This window comes from uncultured Algibacter sp., from assembly GCF_947495675.1.
Lineage (GTDB): Bacteria > Bacteroidota > Bacteroidia > Flavobacteriales > Flavobacteriaceae > Algibacter_B.
The window spans coordinates 1-15,954 of record NZ_CANLZX010000008.1 but is presented as its reverse complement, the minus strand read 5'-3'; the positions used below and the strand labels follow the sequence as shown (position 1 = coordinate 15,954).

The following is a 15,954-nucleotide window of genomic DNA, read 5'->3' as shown; positions in this document are numbered from 1 at the left end:
TTTTAATCAAAATTTAGCTTTAATAGAAGAAATACATATTAATTAGATTATAAATGTTTATATCATATGGGTAAATTAGATCTTGTAACAATTATCATTATAGCAGCAAATGTCATCATTTCATATAAAGGGTTTAGTGATTATAGTTTTTTTGAAAAATATAAGTTTCAAGTAGGTGGAGTTCAACGTGGTGAAAAAATACGAATGTTTAGCTGTGGTTTTTTGCATGCAGATACTCAACATTTATTATTTAATATGTTATCCCTATACTTTTTTGCAGATGTTGTAATTACATTATTAAGTCCATTACAATTTTTACTAGTGTATTTTGGAAGCCTTTTAGTTGGTAGTTTATTATCTCTCTATTTTCATAAAACAGAATATCATTATAGTGCAGTAGGAGCAAGCGGTGCTGTTAGTGGTATAATTTATTCGGCCATACTTTTACAACCTGGCATGAATTTGTATTTGTTTTTTATACCTATCCCAATTCCAGCTTATATTTTTGGTATTGGTTATTTGTTATATTCAATTTATGGAATGAAAAATAGAGTGGGAAACATTGGGCACGATGCACACTTTGGTGGGGCAGTAGGAGGTTATTTAATTACTTTAATTTTATCTCCTTGGTTGTTTGAAACTAATGTATTAATGATTGTTTTATTAGCTATACCTATCATTCTTTTATTTGCTTTAAAGAAACTCGGTAAGATTTAAACTTTAAATTTAATAAATGGCATAGCTATTGAATTTATAACCATGTTGTATGTAATGAATTTTAATTAAGTATCTTATATACAGCATTTTATAGTTTACAATATAAAACATTAAAAAGATTCAATTTTGTTTTAATGACAGATTGACTTAAAAATATATATGAAAAAATCTAAATTTACAACCCTAGACAGTTTGTCATTACAGGAATTTGATGAAAATTCAGAGTTAATTCCATTAATGACACCAGAGGACGAAGAAGCTATAAATAACGAAGAATTACCAGAAACACTACCAATTTTATCATTAAGAAATACGGTATTGTTTCCAGGTGTTGTTATACCAATAACAGCTGGACGAGATGCATCAATTAAGTTAATAAATGATGCTAATAAAGGCGGTAAAGTAATTGGTGTTGTTGCTCAAAAAGACGAATCTGTTGAAAAACCAGGTGCAAAAGATATTCATGAAACAGGTACTGTAGCTAGAATTTTACGTGTTTTAAAAATGCCAGATGGAAACGTAACAGTTATTATTCAAGGTAAAAAACGTTTTAAAGTTGCAGAGGTACTTACTGAAGAACCTTACATGAATGCTACAATAAGAGACATCCCAGAAGCTAAACCTGCTCAAAAAAATAAAGAGTTTACAGCAATTATAGATTCTATAAAAGATTTAGCTTTAGAAATTATAAAGGAAAGTCCAAATATTCCGAGTGAAGCTTCTTTTGCTATAAAAAATATTGAAAGTAATTCATTTTTAGTAAATTTTGTGTCTTCTAACATGAATCTTACTGTAGATGAAAAACAACAATTATTAGAAATTGATGATCTTAAAAAGCGTGCTTTAGCAACCCTAAAGTATATGAATGTTGAGTTTCAAAAATTAGAACTTAAGAATGATATCCAATCTAAAGTTCAAATGGATATGAGCCAGCAGCAACGTGAGTATTTCTTGCATCAACAAATGAAAACTATTCAAGAAGAATTGGGTGGTGTGAATCATGATCAAGAAATTGATGAAATGAAAGCTAAAGCTAGTGAAAAGCTTTGGGATGAAAAAGTAGCCAAACACTTTGAGAAAGAAATTGCTAAAATGCAACGAATGAATCCTCAAGTTGCGGAGTATTCTATACAAAGAAATTATTTAGAGCTGTTTTTAGATTTACCATGGAATGAATTTAGCGAAGATAAATTCGATCTTAAACGTGCTATGAAAATTTTAGATCGAGATCATTTTGGTTTAGAAGATGTAAAACGAAGAATTATAGAATATTTAGCAGTTTTAAAACTCCGTAATGATATGAAATCTCCAATTTTATGTCTTTATGGCCCTCCAGGTGTTGGTAAAACATCTTTGGGTAAATCGATTGCTGAAGCTTTAGGAAGAGAATATGTGAGAATTTCTCTTGGCGGATTAAGAGATGAAGCTGAAATACGTGGACATAGAAAAACCTATATAGGTGCTATGCCAGGACGTATTATACAAAGTTTAAAAAAAGCAGGAACTTCTAACCCTGTTTTTGTTTTAGATGAAATAGATAAGCTTTCAAATTCACATCAAGGTGATCCATCATCAGCCATGTTAGAAGTTTTAGATCCAGAACAAAATAGTGAGTTTTATGATAACTTTTTAGAAATGGGTTACGACCTTTCAAAGGTTATGTTCATTGCAACTTCAAATAGCTTATCAACAATTCAACCAGCGCTACTTGATAGAATGGAAATTATTAATGTTACGGGGTATACTATTGAAGAGAAGGTTGAAATAGCAAAGCGTCATTTATTACCAAAACAATTAAAAGAACACGGTTTAACAGATAAACATTTAAAAATAGGTAAACCCCAATTAGAAAAAATAGTTGAAGGTTATACACGTGAATCTGGTGTTCGTGGTTTAGAAAAACAGGTAGCAAAAATGGTGCGATATGCAGCAAAGAATATTGCTATGGAGGAAGATTACAATATAAAAGTATCAAACGAAGATATTATTGAAGTGTTGGGCGGTCCAAAATTAGAACGTGATAAATACGAGAATAATAATGTTGCTGGAGTAGTTACTGGTTTAGCTTGGACACGTGTTGGTGGTGATATTTTGTTTATAGAATCCATATTATCTAAAGGAAAAGGTACTATGACTATTACCGGAAACTTAGGTAAAGTAATGAAAGAATCTGCCACTATAGCTATGGAGTTTATTAAATCAAACGCTGATAGTTTTGGTATTGATACTAGTATTTTCGATAAATACAATGTGCATATTCACGTACCAGAAGGTGCAACACCAAAAGATGGCCCAAGTGCAGGTGTTACCATGTTAACTTCTTTAGTATCTTTGTTTACTCAAAGAAAAGTTAAAAAAAGTTTAGCTATGACAGGTGAAATCACTCTTCGTGGTAAAGTTTTACCTGTAGGTGGCATTAAAGAAAAAATATTAGCAGCAAAACGTGCTCGTATCAAAGAAATATTATTGTGTGAGGATAATAGACGAGATATTGAAGAAATTAAACCTGAGTATTTAAAAGGTTTAACCTTTCATTACGTAACAGATATGAGCGATGTTATTGATATAGCAATCACGAAACAAAAAGTACAAAATGCGAAAAAATTATAAAAATTTATTTTTTTTAGTAGTTCTAGCTTGTGTTTTTAATTTGGAAGCACAATCTAGAACTATTTATAAGGATGTTCTTTTAAATGGAAAACAAGCAAGACTTAATGTTGCAACAGGTGAGTTTATTTTTAAAGGATCTGATGGTAAAGACTCTATTGTAAATGCAAGAAGAACAAACGAAGATTTTTCTTTAGAGCGATTAAATTATCATACTGTGCAATCAGGTGAGAACTTATTAAACATAGCTGAACAATATGGCCTTACTTTAAAAAAAATCAAAGACGCTAATAATTTAAAAACAACATTAGTAAGTGTAGGGCAGAAGCTTCGAGTTAGAAACTTTGAAGATGAAAAAATAAACAAATCAGAAGACATTTGGGTAGTAGCTAAAGGCCATACACTTTATTACATCTCTAAAAAAACAGGTGTAAATGTTACGGATATAAAGCGACTAAATGGATTAAAGTCTAATAACTTATCAATTGGGCAAAAACTATATCTTAAATAGAATTAATTATTTCAAAAAAATAAAAGATGCATACTACCGTTTTAGTATAGATTCATTTACTTTGTAACGTAAATATGCTAAGAAAAATTATTACATTTTTTTGTTTCTCAATAACATCTCTCTCAATAGCTCAAGTTGGTGGGGAAACTACATATCAATTTCTTAATTTAGTATCATCACCTCGTCAGGCAGCTTTAGGAGGTAAAGTTTTAACCAATGTAGATTACGATGTTACACAAGCAATTTTCAACCCGGCTACAATAAATGTAGAAATGGATAATCAATTAGCGGTAAATTATACAAGTTATTTAGGAGGTATTGGCTATGGAACAGCCTCATATGCATACACCGTTGATAGGCGAACACAAACATTTCATACAGGCATTACGTATATTAATTATGGTTCTTTTGATGGTTATGATGAAGCAGGTAACTCAACAGGAACTTTTACAGGTAATGAAGCTGCATTGTCTTTTGGGTATGCCACCCAAATAGGATATTCAGATTTTTATTTTGGTGCTAATGCTAAATTAATTACGTCAAAACTAGAGCAATATAATTCTGTTGGTGCTGCTATAGATTTAGGCTTTGTTTATATAAATGATTATTTAAATTTTAATGCTGCATTAGTAGTTAGGAATTTAGGTACTCAAATTACAACCTATGCCGATTTAAAAGAACGTTTACCTTTTGAAGTAGCATTTGGTATGTCTCAACGTCTAGAAAATGTACCAATTCGCTGGCATATTACTTTAGAGAATCTTCAAGAATGGCCCATTTCAAGACCAAATCCTGCAAGATCAATTAGTGATTTATCAGGAAATCAGTCTTCAGAAAAAATTGGATTTATAGGTCAAGTGATTAGACATACTATTGTTGGTGCAGAAATTTTTCCAGAAGGCGGCTTCAATATTCGTTTGGGTTATAATTTTAGAAGAGGAGAAGAATTAAGAATTATTGACCAACGAAATTTCTCAGGATTGTCTGCTGGTATATCTGTAAAAATGAATAAAATGCGATTTAGTTATACGCATGCAAAATATACTAGTGCAGCAAATTCTAACTTTTTTGGGCTACAAATTGATTTGCAATAAATCAATTAATTAACTTCAAAGAAACATTTTAATTTTATATTAAACAGATTAGTTTTCCACTTTAGCACACTTTAAGTATTTTCGTAACTTCAAATTAAAATATGAATAAAATTACCATAGCTATAGATGGGTTTTCATCAACAGGAAAAAGTACTGTTGCTAAACAACTAGCAAAAGCATTAGGCTATGTTTATGTTGATACTGGTGCCATGTACAGAGCCGTTACATATTACACCATGCAAAACGGATTAATTAGTAAAAAAGATTTTAATTCTGAAGCATTAATTTACCAGTTACCAAATATAAACATCAGTTTTAAGTTTAACGAAGTTTTGGGCTTTGCAGAGGTTTATTTAAATGACATTAATATTGAAAAAAAAATAAGAACTTTAGAAGTTTCTAGTTTTGTAAGTAAGGTGGCAGAAATATCAGAAGTTCGCCAAAAATTAGTTGAACAACAACAAAAAATGGGACAGGATAAAGGGGTTGTTATGGATGGAAGAGATATTGGTACTGTTGTTTTTCCAGATGCTGAACTTAAATTATTCATGACAGCATCAGCTGAAACTAGAGCCGAACGTCGCTATCAGGAATTAATTGAACGAGGTGATAAAGTAGCGTATGAAGATGTGTTAAAGAATGTTCAAGAGCGTGATTATATAGACACAAATCGAGAAGATTCTCCATTATTAAAGGCTAAAGATGCTATTGAAATAGATAATTCTAATATGACATTAGATGAGCAATTCAATAAAATATTTCAATTAGCTAAAATGACAATAGAAGATTTAGAATAACTTCATCTTATAAAACTTAAATGTTATAATAAAAAAAACGAACCTTTAATTTTTAAAGGTTCGTTTTTTAATTAAATAATTGTGAGTTCTTATAAATTAGGAATAATCAATTCTTGATCTGGATGAATTACATCAGGATTCTTTAAAATATCAGAATTAGCCTTAAAAATAGCCTGATATTTAGAAGCGTTACCATAATATTGCTTAGCAATTTTACCTAAAGTTTCACCACTTTTTACAGTATGTCTAGCAAAAACGCTTTCATCAGCAACAGTTATGTTTGCCATAATATCAGATGGATTATCTCCACCTATTTCTTTAATTTTATCCCAAAGTAAGTTCTTTTCATATTGCGTATTAGCAGTTCCTTTAACCTTTAGAACGCCATTTTCTTCTGTTACATTTCCATCTTTAATGTTCAATGTTTCTCCTAAATTTAATACTTCTTGATACTTTGCTTTAACCATGATTTTTATGTTTTATAGTAATTAGTTGTTGATAACAATATACTAAATTAATCTAATTTTTTTATTAAATATTAATTAAGATATCGTTCTTAAATATAAGACACAATCCCATACAAAAGTCACAATCATTTTATTTTCTCATTTCTAGGTATTTATGTCAATATTATGTATTTTTGCACTCCTTTTAGCGAAACAATGGGAAAATAAAAGGATAAAAACTAAAATTAAAATAACACTTCTGCGTGTTAATCGCTTAAATTCCCTGAAGCATAGCAGAATACAAATCGTAATGTCAACACTAAATAGTCAAGACATTACATAATTATCTTAAATGGCTGAAAAAGCAAAACAAGCTGAAGTTGAAGCAACAGATGCTCCAGCAGTAGAAGCTCCAGTAGTATCTGAAGCAAAAGCAAACCCTGAAAAATTCTTAAAAGAATTCAACTGGCACAATTACCAAGAAGGTATTGATGAAGTTGATGATTTACAATTAAAGGAATTTGAAAAATTAGTAGCTGAAAATTTCGTTGACACATTAGATGATGAAGTTGTTGAAGGTACCGTAGTACACATTTCTGATAGAGATGCTATTATTGATATCAATGCAAAATCTGAAGGTGTAATTTCTTTAAACGAATTTCGTTACAACCCAGATTTAAAAGTAGGAGACAAAGTAGAAGTATTAATTGATGTGCGTGAAGATGCAACAGGACAATTAGTATTATCTCACAGAAAAGCTCGTGTAATTAAAGCATGGGATCGTGTAAATAAAGCACACGAAACTGGTGAAATCGTTAATGGTTTTGTTAAATGCAGAACTAAAGGTGGTATGATTGTAGATGTTTTTGGAATAGAAGCATTCTTACCAGGTTCTCAAATTGATGTTAAACCAATTAGAGATTACGACCAGTACGTAAATAAAACTATGGAATTTAAAGTTGTGAAAATCAACCACGAATTCAAAAACGTAGTAGTTTCTCACAAAGCACTTATTGAGGCTGATATTGAAGAACAAAAGAAAGAAATTATTGGTCAATTAGAAAAAGGTCAAGTATTAGAAGGTATTGTTAAGAATATTACTTCTTACGGTGTATTTATTGATCTTGGTGGTGTTGACGGATTAGTTCACATTACAGATTTATCTTGGTCTAGAATTAACCATCCAAATGAGATTGTTGAGTTAGATCAAAAATTAAATGTTGTAATTCTTGATTTTGACGAAAACAAATCTAGAATCCAATTAGGTCTTAAACAATTATCTAAACACCCATGGGAAGCTCTTGCAGAAGAGGTGAAAGTTGGTGATAAAGTAAAAGGTAAAGTTGTTGTAATCGCAGATTACGGTGCATTTATTGAAGTTGCTGATGGTGTTGAAGGATTAATTCACGTTTCTGAAATGTCTTGGTCTACACATTTACGTTCTGCTCAAGATTTCGTTACTGTTGGTGATGAAGTTGATGCAGTAATCTTAACTTTAGATAGAGAAGATCGTAAAATGTCTCTTGGTATTAAGCAATTAACTCCAGATCCATGGACTGATATTACTACTAAATACCCATTAGGTTCTAAGCACACAGGTATAGTACGTAACTTTACAAACTTTGGTGTTTTTGTTGAATTAGAAGAAGGAATTGACGGATTAATTTATATCTCTGATTTATCTTGGACTAAGAAAATTAAGCATCCATCTGAGTTCTGTGCTGTAGGTGATAAGTTAGATGTTGTTGTACTTGAATTAGACGTTGAAGGACGTAAATTAAGTTTAGGTCATAAACAAACAACTGATAACCCTTGGGATAAATATGAAACTGAATTCGCTTTAGGTACAGTTCATAAAGCTGCTATCTCTGAAATAGTTGATAAAGGTGCTACAATAGAGTTTAACGAAGATATCGTTGCTTTTGTACCGTCTCGTCATCTTGAAAAAGAAGATGGTTCTAAACTTAAGAAAGGTGAAGAAACAGAATTCAAAATTATTGAATTTAACAAAGAGTTTAAAAGAGTAGTAGCTTCGCATACTGCAATTTTTAAAGCTGAAGAAATGGCTAACGTAAAAGCTGCTGTTAAAAAGCAAGCTTCTCAAGCTGCCGAAGCAAAACCAACTTTAGGTGATGCTAATGATGCTTTACAAGCTCTTAAAGATAAAATGGACGGAAAAAAATAATTTTTTCTTTTCTAAATAAAATAAGCCTCCAATATATTGGGGGCTTTTTTTATATTAAGATATTTAATTTAAAAATTATTTCATCATGGACTTATTTTAATTCTTTTACTTCTAAAATTTTCCATTACCTTTGTTCTCCAAATACGTTTGGATAGTATATGAGTCAAAAAGTTTTACTTAACGAAAAAGAGGTAAACATCATTCTTCACCGATTGGCTTGTCAACTTATTGAAAAACATAACGATTTCTCAAATACAGTTCTTATTGGTTTGCAACCACGCGGTGTGTTTCTAGCAGATAGATTAGCAAAAATATTAACTGATGACTATAAGGTTAAAGACATTAAAGTTGGCCATTTAGATATTACATTCTTTAGAGATGATTTTCGTAGAAGTGACAAACCTTTAGAAGCTAACAAAACTAAGATCAATTTTTTAGTTGAAGATAAAGACATTGTTTTTATTGATGATGTTTTATATACAGGTCGTAGTATTAGAGCTGCTTTAACAGCTATACAATCTTTTGGAAGACCTAATGAAATAGAGCTTTTAACTTTAATTGACAGACGTTTTAGCAGACATTTACCAATTCAACCTAATTATAGAGGCAGACAAGTAGATGTTATAAATAATGAAAAAGTAAAAGTAAACTGGAAAGAGCGCGATAATGAAGATTCGGTTTATTTAATAGAAAAATAAATAAAGCAATGAGCGAATTAAGTGTAAATCACTTATTAGGAATTAAATATCTTCAAGAAAAAGATATACAACTTATTTTTGAAACTGCCGATCATTTTAAAGAAGTGATTAATAGACCTATTAAAAAGGTACCATCGCTTAGAGATATTACTATTGCCAATTTATTTTTTGAAAATTCTACCAGAACAAAACTATCTTTTGAGCTTGCAGAAAAACGTTTATCTGCCGATGTTATAAATTTTTCATCTGCGCAATCTTCTGTAAAAAAAGGAGAAACATTAATAGATACAGTAAATAACATTTTATCTATGAAAGTAGATATGGTTGTAATGCGTCACCCTAACCCAGGAGCAGGTGTGTTTTTATCTAAACATGTTAACGCAAGTATTATTAATGCTGGCGATGGCGCGCATGAGCATCCTACACAAGCACTATTAGATTCATATTCTATTAGAGAAAAGTTAGGAGATGTAAAAGGAAAAAAAGTGGTAATTGTTGGCGATATTTTACACAGTAGAGTAGCCTTATCCAATATATTCGCTTTGCAATTACAAGGCGCAGAAGTTATGGTTTGTGGGCCAAAAACATTAATTCCAAAATACATTAATGAACTTGGAGTAAAAGTTGAAACAAATTTACGCAAAGCATTGAATTGGTGTGATGTAGCAAACATGCTTCGTGTGCAAAACGAACGTATGGATATTAGTTATTTCCCATCAACAAGAGAATACACACAACAGTTTGGAGTTAACAAAAATTTACTAGATTCTTTAGATAAAGAAATTACTATTATGCATCCCGGACCAATAAATAGAGGTGTAGAAATTACTAGTGATGTTGCAGATTCAAAACAATCTATTATATTAGACCAAGTACAAAATGGAGTTGCAGTAAGAATGGCAGTTATATATTTACTAGCATCAAAAATAAAGCAATAGATTATGATTATTGATCAAAACGAAAATACAACTATAATTACTCAAGAAAAGGTATCTGTTATAGAACTTGTAAAAAAATTACAGGCTTTATACCCAAAATATAAAAACAATAATATAATAGTAGCTTTAACTGGCTTAAGTGCTATAACACAAACTGAAATTGTAGAGTTTTTACAAATTTCAAATACACATAAAGCATCAAAACATTCTTTTGTTATAGTTTCAAGTAAAATTGATTTAGATATTGTTCCAGACCAACTTGTTGTAGTTCCATCAATTCAAGAGGCCCACGATATTATTGAAATGGAAGTAATGGAACGTGATTTAGGGCTTTAAAATGACAAATTATCATCTTGCACAAGTAAATATTGCTAAAAGATTGGCGCCAATGGACGATCCAATTATGAAAGATTTTATTGATAATCTTGATAAAATTAACGCTATTGCAGATAAAGCTGAAGGTTTTATTTGGCGATTAAAAGATGAGGATAAAGATGAAGCTGCAATTGTATTTCAAGATGATACTTTTATAATTAATATGTCTGTTTGGGAAACTTTAGAAACCCTTTTTAATTACACTTATAAATCTGGACATATAGACGTTTTTAAACGAAAAAAAGAATGGTTTAGTAAAATGAAAATGATTCACATGGCTTTTTGGTATGTACCAGTAGGCTATGAACCAACATTTCAAGATGCTAAAGATCGTTTAGATTATTTAAATAAACATGGTGATACACCATATGCATTTTCATTTAAAAGTAAATTTACATTTAAAGATGCTTTAAATTACAAACAGCTTTAATAATATGAAACTTTCTATTTTAGGCTGTTATAGTGCAACACCAAGAACTTTAAACAATACCACATCTCAGGTATTAGAAATAAACAATCATATGTTTTTAATTGATTGTGGAGAGGGAACACAAGTACAATTACGTAAACATAAAATTAAGTTTAATCGTATTAAACACATTTTTATTTCACATTTACATGGCGATCATTTTTTTGGTTTAGTGGGTTTAATATCTACATTTAGATTGCTAACAAGAGAAACAGATTTACATATTTATGGGCCAAAAGGAATTAAAGAAATTGTTATACTCCAAATGAAGTTAGCAGACTCTTGGACTAATTACAATTTATATTTTCATGAATTAACTTCAAAAAAATCAGAATTAATTTATGAAGACGAAAAAGTTGAAGTACATACTATCCCTTTAAATCATAGAATATATACTAACGGTTATTTATTTAAAGAAAAAGAAGGTCTACGAAAATTAAAAATACATGCTGTTGAGGATGCCCATATTAATGTTGCTTATTACAGAAAACTGGCACAGGGTTTTGATGTTGAAAATGAAGATGGTATTATAATTAAAAATGAAAGTGTCACTAAACCTGGAGCCAAACCAAAAAGTTATGCTTTTTGTAGTGATACCATGTACAAAGAAGACATTGTTCCATTAATTAAAAATACAGATGTTTTATACCACGAATCAACCTTTTTAGAACAACATGCACATTTAGCCGTAAAAACCAAACATTCTACTGCACAAGAGGCTGCAAGCATAGCAAAACAAGCAAATGTAAACACCTTGATACTTGGTCATTACTCTACACGATATGGCAGCTTAGATGGCTTTAAAACCGAAGCTAAAGAAATCTTTAAAAATGTTGAATTAGCTGAAGATGGTAAAACTTTTGAATTTTAATTTAATTCTTTTAAATTCAAAATCCAATTTATAGCTTCATTTAAAGTAGTACATCTTTTTATACTTTTCTTATAGAAGCGTTTTTCTAGTGTTGCATTCATATAAGTCATTTTGTTATAAGTTACAACTGCACCAGCTACAATAACACCATAAGTTTCATCAACTTTATTCCAACTTTCAGGATTCATTGAATACGAATTAATTCTGTTAGAAATGTAACCCAGCTTCACATCTTTTTCATAATAAGAAACAATTTCATCCATAGTCTCTTTTATCATTTGCCAGCTAAAATGAACACCTTCATGTATTTCAGAAATAAAAAATGAGTCTAACAAATAAAAATTACCATATGGCTTTTCTATTTTAGTGCTATGTGTTTTAAAATAAGTAGTATTTTCAAATTTCATATTAGTTTTTTAGGGGATGCGAATTTAAGAAGTATATATCGATCTAAGAAAAATAATTTTTGTTATTTTGTTGTAATGGAAAAGGATTTAAGCAACTATAGAAAGTCTTATGAGAAAGGGGAGTTACTTTTAGAAAAAGTACCCGAAAACCCTCTTGAATTATTTCAAAAATGGTTTTATGAGGTTGATAATCATTTTGTGGAAGATGAAACTAATGCTATGACAATTTCTACAATAGGATTAGATGGTTACCCAAAAAATAGGGTAGTACTGCTAAAAAAATATACTTACGAGGGTTTTATTTTTTATACTAATTATAATAGTGAAAAAGGTAAAGCTATTGAAGCAAATCCAAATGTGTGTTTATCTTTTTTTTGGCATGGTGCAGAAAGGCAAATTATAATTAAAGGTAAAGCTGAAAAAATAGCAGAGAATTTAAGCGATGGTTATTTTGAATCTAGACCACGTGGTAGCCAATTAGGCGCTATAGCTTCTAACCAAAGTGATATTGTTGAAAACAGAGAATTCTTAGAAACTAAACTTTTTAATTTAGAACAAGAATATCAAGGTAAAGAAATTCCAAGGCCTTTGTATTGGGGTGGCTATATAGTAAAACCTGTAGAAATGGAATTTTGGCAAGGACGCCCAAATAGATTACATGATCGTATTCGTTATAAACTTCAAGAAGATTACAACTGGCAGATAAATCGATTATCTCCCTAAAAAACCGTTGAAAAACACTATTTAAAATAAAATTATTGCATTTCACCGATTAAAAACATATAAAATCGATGAAATACATGTTCTTTAACGATTTTAACAATTCATTAACAAATACTTTAAGGTTACCGGTTAAATTTACACTTCCAAATCTAAATTAACTTAACCTATGAAGTTATTAACCAAACTGCCTTTAATGGCATTGTTTGTTATTTGTACGTTATCTTCCTGTACTACAGATAACATAGATGACAAAGCAGAATCTATAGAATTAAGTCTTACTACTCCAGAAGCAAAAACCATTGAAGTAGAAATTCTAGAGCTAATAAATAATCATAGACTATCATTAGGCTTAAACCCTTTAGCAGAAATGCCAATAGTAAAATCTGTTGCGCACAGTCACACAGATTATATGGTTGATAACGATGAAGTTTCACATCATAACTTTTTTACACGAAGTGAGTATTTAAAATCTAAAGCAGGCGCTAAAAAAGTTACCGAAAATGTAGCTTATGGTTACAGCTCGGCAAGTGCAGTTGTAAAGGCTTGGATTAGAAGTGAAGCGCATAAAGAAAATTTAGAAGGTGATTATTCAAACTTCGATATATCTGCAGAAAAAAATACAGAAGGTAGATGGTATTATACCAATATCTTTATTAAAAAATAATAGCAATTACAGTTTTATTACAAACTTGTTGCTATAATACCATTTCTATATAAATTTAAAGCTGTATTTAATAACGATTGTAAAATACTTATTTGTATATTTTGGTTAGGAAAAATACCCAGAAACTTTTTTATGCGTTTACGTGTACCTATTTCTAATTCTGAATGCTTTTAAATGTTCACCCTTCAACAAAAAATAAATAAGGTTCGTTAATCTTCTTATCTGCTCTTCAATAACAAAACAATTTATTTTGTATCATAAGCTTTTCTAAGATTCAATTTTATTTCCAGCCGAAAATAAACCTGAGTTATCTACAACTATAAAGAAAATCCATGAGGATTTTTGTTAGTAGGTGAGAACAAGCAATTAATTTTATACGGTGTTGTACAAAGTACTTACTTTTCAGTATCCATTAACCAAGGGTAAGTAAATTCTGTTGATTTAGTTAATTCCTTTATTAATTTTTCTCGGTCTAATTCCAAGTATTATTAAGATTACAATCAGGGCAATAAAAAAGATACTGGTAGAAGTACTTTTTATAACCGAGAAAGTATTGGTTACAATAACTATAGTCTCTGTTAAGTCTGGATAACTATTCAACATGGCAATAATCCCAATATTTTCTAGATAATCCGCTATTCCAGCAATTAGTGGTAAAAGGCATAGATAGATAAAAGGGGATTTAAGTTTTTTTAATTTTTTGAGAAAAAACGCTAATAACAATGAATAGGTAAGCCCAAAAAGTAGTGGGTAGATCATATCTACGGGAATTTGATTAGTTAAATAAATTTTACGACCATTCTCTCCAAGAGCCCTAAATAATTTATTTACATACTCTTGATTATATCCGGTAGGCAACATATCCAACAATTTCATTCCGTTTGAGAATCCCATTGTTTTCGGAATAGTAACAAATAACATAAATAGGTAAACAACATTTGTAAGTATAAAAAGGCTCAATACTTTTTTCCCTGAAATGTTTTCCTCTAGAATTTTTATAAATCGATTCATTTTTTTTTATTCAGTTATATTTTTCCTTTCGCTGAAAATACTTTTTGTTGTTCAGAGCCTTTTGGCCAATTTCCATTGCAAGCCTCTTCCAGAGTGTAAATCGATTCCCATTTGTAACCAGTTCGGTTGTCAATGGATTCGAGTAAATACATTTCAACTGTTTTTTGTTGGTCAGTTTTTAAAAATTTAGCAACCACAATATCTCCGACTTTGAAAGGACTATAGGCTTCTCCAATCAGAGAAACGTCAATTACTAATTCCGATTCAAATTCCAAGTTCTCAAATTTCACTTTGCATTTAACTGTAAGATCTTTTCCACCACCAAAATATTCATTGTTTCCAATAATTTTTGTTATTTCAGCTTTTCCGCAATTCAGGTCAGTTTCAGCCCATTTATTGGTTTCCAACTTTTTCTTTCCGCATGAGAAAGTCAAAATCAGAGCCAAAATTAAAATGCTAAATATTTTTACTTTCAAATTCGTATTTCGCTTTTTGTCAAATGTTTGCCAACGTGTTTGTATAATAAGATTAGTTGTGTGTTTTAAGCACTAAAGTTAGCAAATAAATCACAGATAGAAAGTCCGAGAGGACTTTCGTAAATTGGCTAAAACCAGCAATTAATATTATACTGTGTTGGCAACTGTTTTTGTTTTTTTATTCATTTTTCTCATCCAATATGTTATTATAAATCCTCCAACAATTCCAGGAATAAACCAACCATAAAAGCTTGGAAAAAAATCATTCACTACTACAAATGCAGTTGTTGCTGAAATGTAACCTCCTATCATTTTTCCTAAATGTAATTTTAACCAACCTTTTCTCAATCGTTCAGGATTTTTAAATAATATTAAATCTCTTACAGAAAATATTATTCCAACTATAGCAAAAACAACAAGAATTATATTTATACTTTTTGTTAGTATTATTGGCAATGAAATCATTAAAATTCCGGTTATAATCATAATAATAGATATTAATTTGTCAATTTTTAAATCAGGATTTTTTCTTTTAAAATTCAAAGCTCTATTTCCTGTTAAAACAAAATATAGACTAAAAATTCCGACTGCGAATAAAAATGGACTTTCGTGATTCGGCAAAACTGCAACTATCATAGCTATTATTCCAGATAATATCATAGAGTAGAAAAAAATCAGTCCAGATTTTCTGTGAATATTTTTTCCTTTTTTGGCAATTATTGAAACCAAACCTGCAAGCAAAGCAAAACCGCCAAATGCTGCGTGAATATATATTAATATTTGTATCGTTTTTTCCATTTTCAGTTGTATTTAACGACTCAAAATTCAGACAATAAATTCATTCAGTTTATTTTTATTTACTGAATTGTTGTTTTTCAGCGATGAGTTGCAAATGTCTAGTCCTGAAATATGGCTACGGGTTAATAATTGATTTATGCTGTTTTTAAATATACCATATTCGGTGT

The 15,954-nt window shown here is 30.1% G+C and carries 18 protein-coding genes; 13 read left to right on the top strand and 5 right to left on the bottom strand.

The genetic code is table 11. The features are described 5' to 3' along the window. Positions 1 to 66 precede the first annotated feature (66 nt). The 5 genes from Q0842_RS07095 to cmk all read left to right on the top strand — a co-directional run bounded on the left by Q0842_RS07095 (position 67) and on the right by cmk (position 5,726). Positions 67 to 717: a rhomboid family intramembrane serine protease gene (locus Q0842_RS07095; protein WP_298496067.1), complete on the top strand. Its 651-nt coding sequence runs from the start codon at positions 67 to 69 to the stop codon at positions 715 to 717. A 159-nt stretch (positions 718 to 876) separates the two neighbouring features. Further along, entirely contained in the window at positions 877 to 3,327 is a 2,451-nt protein-coding gene (gene lon / locus Q0842_RS07090; protein ID WP_298496065.1) for an endopeptidase La, read from the top strand. Beyond that, positions 3,311 to 3,835 (top strand): LysM peptidoglycan-binding domain-containing protein, encoded by a 525-nt coding sequence (locus Q0842_RS07085; RefSeq protein ID WP_298496063.1) that lies wholly within the window; start codon positions 3,311 to 3,313, stop codon positions 3,833 to 3,835. Before lon ends, Q0842_RS07085 begins: the two co-directional genes overlap by 17 nt. A gap of 74 nt (positions 3,836 to 3,909) precedes the next feature. Next, positions 3,910 to 4,929, top strand: coding sequence for a type IX secretion system protein PorQ (gene porQ / locus Q0842_RS07080; protein WP_298496061.1), 1,020 nt, complete (start codon positions 3,910 to 3,912; stop codon positions 4,927 to 4,929). Positions 4,930 to 5,030: 101 nt separating this feature from the next. After that, entirely contained in the window at positions 5,031 to 5,726 is a 696-nt protein-coding gene (cmk, locus tag Q0842_RS07075) for a (d)CMP kinase (protein WP_298496057.1), read from the top strand. 89 nt (positions 5,727 to 5,815) lie between these two features. On the opposite strand, the gene Q0842_RS07070 is transcribed toward cmk, so the two are convergent. Next, a complete protein-coding gene (locus tag Q0842_RS07070; RefSeq protein WP_298496055.1) occupies positions 5,816 to 6,193 on the bottom strand; it encodes a LysM peptidoglycan-binding domain-containing protein in 378 nt (125 codons plus the stop codon). Positions 6,194 to 6,524: 331 nt separating this feature from the next. Here Q0842_RS07070 and rpsA point away from each other — a divergent pair, with 331 nt between their 5' ends. From rpsA to Q0842_RS07040, 6 genes are all read left to right on the top strand, one after another. Beyond that, positions 6,525 to 8,357 (top strand): 30S ribosomal protein S1, encoded by a 1,833-nt coding sequence (rpsA, locus tag Q0842_RS07065; RefSeq protein ID WP_298496053.1) that lies wholly within the window; start codon positions 6,525 to 6,527, stop codon positions 8,355 to 8,357. A gap of 158 nt (positions 8,358 to 8,515) precedes the next feature. Beyond that, positions 8,516 to 9,055, top strand: coding sequence for a bifunctional pyr operon transcriptional regulator/uracil phosphoribosyltransferase PyrR (gene pyrR / locus Q0842_RS07060; protein WP_298496050.1), 540 nt, complete (start codon positions 8,516 to 8,518; stop codon positions 9,053 to 9,055). An 8-nt stretch (positions 9,056 to 9,063) separates the two neighbouring features. Next, on the top strand, positions 9,064 to 9,993 hold the full coding sequence (locus Q0842_RS07055) for an aspartate carbamoyltransferase catalytic subunit (protein WP_298496048.1): 930 nt from the start codon (positions 9,064 to 9,066) through the stop codon (positions 9,991 to 9,993). Between the two features lie 3 nt (positions 9,994 to 9,996). Next, positions 9,997 to 10,329: a ribonuclease Z gene (locus Q0842_RS07050; protein WP_298496045.1), complete on the top strand. Its 333-nt coding sequence runs from the start codon at positions 9,997 to 9,999 to the stop codon at positions 10,327 to 10,329. A gap of 1 nt (position 10,330) precedes the next feature. Further along, entirely contained in the window at positions 10,331 to 10,798 is a 468-nt protein-coding gene (locus Q0842_RS07045) for a DUF3291 domain-containing protein (RefSeq protein WP_298496043.1), read from the top strand. A gap of 4 nt (positions 10,799 to 10,802) precedes the next feature. Continuing rightward, on the top strand, positions 10,803 to 11,708 hold the full coding sequence (locus tag Q0842_RS07040; protein ID WP_298496041.1) for a ribonuclease Z: 906 nt from the start codon (positions 10,803 to 10,805) through the stop codon (positions 11,706 to 11,708). Here Q0842_RS07040 and Q0842_RS07035 read toward each other — a convergent pair. Beyond that, positions 11,705 to 12,115, bottom strand: a complete 411-nt coding sequence (locus Q0842_RS07035) for a hypothetical protein (RefSeq protein WP_298496039.1) — start codon at positions 12,113 to 12,115, stop codon at positions 11,705 to 11,707. The two genes, Q0842_RS07040 and Q0842_RS07035, sit on opposite strands and share 4 nt — an antisense overlap. A 75-nt stretch (positions 12,116 to 12,190) precedes the next feature. Between Q0842_RS07035 and pdxH the strand changes: the two genes are divergently transcribed. Together pdxH and Q0842_RS07025 are read left to right on the top strand one after the other, a co-directional pair. Further along, positions 12,191 to 12,838: a pyridoxamine 5'-phosphate oxidase gene (pdxH, locus tag Q0842_RS07030; protein WP_298496035.1), complete on the top strand. Its 648-nt coding sequence runs from the start codon at positions 12,191 to 12,193 to the stop codon at positions 12,836 to 12,838. Positions 12,839 to 13,004: 166 nt separating this feature from the next. Then, entirely contained in the window at positions 13,005 to 13,502 is a 498-nt protein-coding gene (locus Q0842_RS07025) for a CAP domain-containing protein (RefSeq protein ID WP_298496032.1), read from the top strand. Between the two features lie 441 nt (positions 13,503 to 13,943). On the opposite strand, the gene Q0842_RS07020 is transcribed toward Q0842_RS07025, so the two are convergent. The 3 genes from Q0842_RS07020 to Q0842_RS07010 form a co-directional block, all read right to left on the bottom strand. After that, entirely contained in the window at positions 13,944 to 14,513 is a 570-nt protein-coding gene (locus Q0842_RS07020) for a hypothetical protein (protein ID WP_298496029.1), read from the bottom strand. A gap of 14 nt (positions 14,514 to 14,527) precedes the next feature. Next, positions 14,528 to 14,989, bottom strand: a complete 462-nt coding sequence (locus Q0842_RS07015; RefSeq protein ID WP_298496028.1) for a hypothetical protein — start codon at positions 14,987 to 14,989, stop codon at positions 14,528 to 14,530. Between the two features lie 147 nt (positions 14,990 to 15,136). Beyond that, positions 15,137 to 15,787: a DUF2306 domain-containing protein gene (locus Q0842_RS07010; RefSeq protein ID WP_298496025.1), complete on the bottom strand. Its 651-nt coding sequence runs from the start codon at positions 15,785 to 15,787 to the stop codon at positions 15,137 to 15,139. Between the last annotated feature and the right edge of the window lie 167 nt (positions 15,788 to 15,954).